Genomic DNA, 4051 nt, shown 5'->3' with positions numbered 1-4051 from the left:
GCCCGCCCCGCGGGCGCAGGCGGGGAGGAGATCGCCGTCGACGATCCCGGCCGCCGCCCGGAGCCGCCCGCCGAGGCCCCCGACCCCGCCGACGCACACAACCCTGTCGAGGAATAGCCCCCGCGGGGGCGCGGGCCCCGCCGCGGGCGGGGGCCGGGGCGGGGCCTACCGGTAGGTAGACTTCCGGAACCATGGCACCCACCGTTGCGCTCTTCGACTACGGCGCGGGAAACATCCGCTCCGCCGCCCGGGCCCTCGAGGCCGCGGGCGCCCAGGTCTCGGTCACCGCCGAAAACGACGAGGCGCTCGCCGCCGACGGGCTCGTCGTGCCCGGGGTGGGGGCGTTCGCCTCGTGCATGGCGGGCCTTGAGGCCGCGGGCGGGCCGCGGGTCGTGGGCCAGCGGCTCGCCGGCGGGCGGCCGGTCTTAGGCATCTGCGTCGGGCTGCAGGTCCTCTTCGAGGAGGGCTCCGAGCACGGGGAGACCGCACGGGGCTTAGGCGAGTGGCCCGGCCGCGTGGAGCGCCTCCACGCCCCGGTGCTGCCGCACATGGGCTGGAACACCGTCACCCGCGACGACCGCGACCCCCGCTCGGAGGGCGCGCCGGCGCGCATGTTCGCCGGCATCGACCCGGGCGAGCGCTTCTACTTCGTGCACTCCTACGGGGTGCGCCGCTGGGAGCTGCGCACCGAGGGGCTCACCCGCCCGCCGGCGGTGTGGTGGGCGAGCCACGGTGGCGACGAGTTCGTCGCCGCCGTGGAGAACGGCCCACTGTGGGCCTGCCAGTTCCACCCGGAGAAGTCCGGCCCCGCGGGCCTGAAGCTCCTCGGCAACTGGGTGGCGACCCTCACGCCCCGGGCCGGGGCCTAGTAGATTGGGGAGCCATGGCTTTTAGGCTCATCCCCGCGGTCGACATCGTCGACGGTCAGGCCGTGCGCCTCACCCGCGGCGAGGCCGGCACCGAGACCCCCTACGGCGAGCCGCTCGAGGCGGCGCGGCGCTTCGCCGCCGCCGGCGCGAGCTGGCTCCACGTCGTCGACCTGGACGCGGCGTTCGGGCGCGGCTCCAACCACGAGCACGTCGCCGCCATCGCCAGCGGCACGGACTTGAGGCTCGACGTGACGGGCGGGATCCGCGAGCAGGCGGCCTTCGACCGGGCGGTCGCCGCGGGCGCGGCCCGCGTCACGCTGGGTACCGCGGTGTTCAAGAACCCCGAGTGGGCCGCGGGCGTCATCGCCGAGCACCCCGACCTCGTCGCGGTCGACCTCGCCGCGGTGGAGCGCGACGGCGGCTGGCGCGCCGCGGTGAGCGGCTGGCAGGAGGACGCCGGCGACCTGTGGGAGGTCCTCGAGTCCCTCGACCAGGCCGGGGTGCGCCGCATCGTCGTCACGGACGTCTCCCGCGACGGGGCGCTCACGGGGCCGAATATCGAGCTGCTTCGCGAGGTCTCCGCCGCGACGGACGCGCGCGTCACCGCCTCCGGCGGGGTATCGAGCATCGGCGACGTCGAGGCGCTCGCCGCGCTCGAGGATGAGGGCATCGACGAGGCGATCGTCGGCAAGGCCCTCTACGAGGGCGGCCTCGACCTGGCCGAGGCGCTCAAGGTCGTGACAGGATAGGCCAAGAACCGCCCAATCATCCCCGCGGCGGCCGCAGCCGATCGGGCGCCCGCCCGGGGCGCGCCGCCCGCCGAAGAGACGTGGAGGAGGAAGCATGGCCGAGGCCCGAGACACCGCCGGGGCTACTACCGGCCTGCTTCGCCTCGCCGAGGAGGCCGTGGCCTCGGTCGAGCCCGTCTTCCTCGACGGGCTCGGCGCGAGGCCCAAGACGATGAAGGGCGCGGGCGACTTCGCCACCGAGAAGGACCTCGAGATCGAGGAGCTCCTCCGGCACCGCCTCGGGGAGGGCAGCGGGCTGCCCGTGCTCGGCGAGGAGCACGGCGGCGAGCCCGACCGGGAGCGCTACTGGGTCGTCGACCCCATCGACGGCACGACGAACTACGCGACCGCGAACCCGCTGTGCGCGATCCTCGTCGCGCTCGTCGACGGCGGCCGCCCCGTCGTCGCCGTGACCGCGGCGCCCACCCTGGGCATCCGGCTCTCCGCGGCGGCGGGCGGGCGGCTGCGCGACCGGGGCGAGGAGCTCCCGCCCCGCGAGGAGAGCCCCGACGTCATGGCCCAGGTGGGCTTCTCGTCGATCTCCTCGCACAGCCACCCCACCCCGAGCGAGGACCGCCGCCTCGAGCTCTTAGACGAGCTGGGGCGCAGCTACCTGCGGCCCCGCATCACCGGCTCCATCGGCCTGGACTTGAGCTTCGCGGCGCGCGGCTTCTACGGCGCGGCGGTGTCTCTCTCCCCGCACGTGTGGGACAACGCCGCGGGCGCGCTCCTCGTCGAGGCCGCCGGCGGGCTCGCCACGGACCTCGCGGGTAACCCGTGGCGCGTCGGGGCGGACGGGCTCGTCGCCGGCGCGCCCCGCGCGCACGCCGAGGTGCTGCGCCGCGTCGAGCAGGTGCGCCGCCGCGGGGGCGGGGCCGGCTAAGATCGCCGTCACGCGGCCGCGCGGCTGGGCCGCGGGCGCCGCTTCTTATAGGCGGCGCGCGGCCGCGACACGTCAACGAGAAACGAAGGGGGCCGGGCACAGTGGCGCTGGCGACGAGGGTGATCGCGTGCCTGGACGTCGACGACGGCCGGGTCGTCAAGGGCGTGAACTTCGAGGGGCTGTCCGACGCGGGCGATCCCGTGGAGCTCGCGCGGGCCTACGGCGAGGCCGGCATCGACGAGCTCGTCTTCTTAGACGTCACCGCTTCGCACCAGGGCCGCGGCACCCTCATCGACGTCGTCGAGCGCACCGCCTCCCAGGTGTTTATCCCGCTCACCGTGGGCGGCGGGGTGCGCAGCGCTACGGACGTCTCTGCGCTTTTGCGCGCCGGGGCCGACAAGGTCTCCATCAACACCGCGGCGATCAAGAACCCCGAGCTCGTCACGGAGCTCGCCGCGCGCTTCGGCTCGCAGTGCATCGTCGCCTCCGTGGACGCTAGGCGCACCAGGAAGGGCGAGGAGCCCACCGAGTCGGGCTGGACGGTGACGACCCACGGCGGGCGCACGGCCACGGGGCTTGACGCGATCGCCTGGGCCGCGGAGGTCGCCGAGCGCGGCGCCGGGGAGATCCTGCTCAACTCCATGGACGCCGACGGCACGAAGGCCGGCTTCGACGCGCCGCTCATCGCCGCGGTGCGCAAGAAGGTGGCGGTGCCGGTCATCGCCTCCGGCGGGGCGGGCAGCCCCGCGGACCTCCCGCCGGCGGTGGAGGCCGGCGCGGACGCGGTGCTGTGCGCCTCGATCCTCCACTTCGGGGAGGCGAGCGTCGCGGAGCTCAAGGACGCGCTCGCCGGCGCCGGCGTGGAGGTGAGGCGCTAGATGACCGAGACCCAGCCCAGCCAGGAGGAGATCGCCGCCGCGCGCCTCGACGAGGGCATCGCCGGGCGCCTGAGCCTCAACGACAACGGGCTTCTGCCCGCGGTCGCGCAGGACGCGGAGAGCGGCCGGGTGCTCATGCTCGCGTGGATGGACCCCACCGCGCTCGCCTACACGTTAAAGACCCGCCGGGCGACGTACTGGTCGCGCTCGCGGCGCGAGTACTGGGTCAAGGGGCTCACCTCCGGCCACACGCAGACCGTGCGCGAGGCGCGCCTCGACTGCGACGGCGACACCGTCCTCCTCGTCGTCGAGCAGGTGGGCGGGGCCTGCCACACCGGCGACGACACGTGCTTCGACGCCGACCGGCTGCTCTAGGTCCTTTGAGGCGCCGCCGGGCCGGGCAGGTCGGGGCGCCGGTGTAGCCTGGCTGATCATGGCGGATTCCAAGAAGCGCGCCCGGATCGCCCCGCTCGTCGTCGCGCTCGGCGGCGCGGGGGCGTGGCTCGCCGCGCGGCCCACGTGGGTGAGCGCGGCGCTGTCCGACGACAAGACCTCCGCCGGGGAGGTCGCGCTCAGCGGCGCCCAGTGGGCCCCGGAGCTCTCCGCCGGGGCGCTCGCGCTCGCCGCGGCGGG

6 protein-coding genes are annotated in these 4051 nt (G+C 75.3%); all 6 read left to right on the top strand.

Going from position 1 to position 4051, the window contains the following annotated elements; genetic code table 11:
- The first annotated feature begins 191 nt into the window (after positions 1–191).
- On the top strand, positions 192–869 hold the full coding sequence (gene hisH / locus HMPREF9719_RS01075) for an imidazole glycerol phosphate synthase subunit HisH (protein ID WP_004600106.1): 678 nt from the start codon (positions 192–194) through the stop codon (positions 867–869).
- 14 nt (positions 870–883) lie between these two features.
- Positions 884–1618, top strand: coding sequence for a bifunctional 1-(5-phosphoribosyl)-5-((5-phosphoribosylamino)methylideneamino)imidazole-4-carboxamide isomerase/phosphoribosylanthranilate isomerase PriA (gene priA, locus HMPREF9719_RS01070; protein WP_004600105.1), 735 nt, complete (start codon positions 884–886; stop codon positions 1616–1618).
- Positions 1619–1712: 94 nt separating this feature from the next.
- The gene (locus tag HMPREF9719_RS01065) at positions 1713–2540 is read left to right on the top strand and encodes an inositol monophosphatase family protein (RefSeq protein ID WP_004600104.1); all 828 of its coding nucleotides are present in this window, start codon (positions 1713–1715) and stop codon (positions 2538–2540) included.
- 101 nt (positions 2541–2641) lie between these two features.
- Positions 2642–3418, top strand: coding sequence for an imidazole glycerol phosphate synthase subunit HisF (gene hisF, locus HMPREF9719_RS01060; protein WP_004600103.1), 777 nt, complete (start codon positions 2642–2644; stop codon positions 3416–3418).
- Positions 3419–3793 (top strand): phosphoribosyl-AMP cyclohydrolase, encoded by a 375-nt coding sequence (gene hisI / locus HMPREF9719_RS01055; protein WP_004600102.1) that lies wholly within the window; start codon positions 3419–3421, stop codon positions 3791–3793.
- Between the two features lie 58 nt (positions 3794–3851).
- Positions 3852–4051 (top strand): Trp biosynthesis-associated membrane protein (locus tag HMPREF9719_RS01050; protein WP_004600101.1); only part of this gene is annotated, 200 nt, incomplete at its 3' end.

Origin of the sequence: Corynebacterium otitidis ATCC 51513, assembly GCF_000296405.1 — a bacterium.
In the GTDB taxonomy this organism is placed as follows: domain Bacteria; phylum Actinomycetota; class Actinomycetes; order Mycobacteriales; family Mycobacteriaceae; genus Corynebacterium; species Corynebacterium otitidis.
The sequence above is the reverse complement of the archived record's forward strand: the minus strand, read 5'-3'. Positions and strand labels throughout refer to the sequence as shown.

Excerpts from the sequence above, each read along its gene's own strand:
- priA (WP_004600105.1), top strand. The coding sequence starts at position 884 with ATGGCTTTTAGGCTCATCCCCGCGGTCGACATCGTCGACGGTCAGGCC.
- hisI (WP_004600102.1), top strand. The coding sequence starts at position 3,419 with ATGACCGAGACCCAGCCCAGCCAGGAGGAGATCGCCGCCGCGCGCCTC.
- hisH (WP_004600106.1), top strand. The coding sequence starts at position 192 with ATGGCACCCACCGTTGCGCTCTTCGACTACGGCGCGGGAAACATCCGC.
- HMPREF9719_RS01065 (WP_004600104.1), top strand. The coding sequence starts at position 1,713 with ATGGCCGAGGCCCGAGACACCGCCGGGGCTACTACCGGCCTGCTTCGC.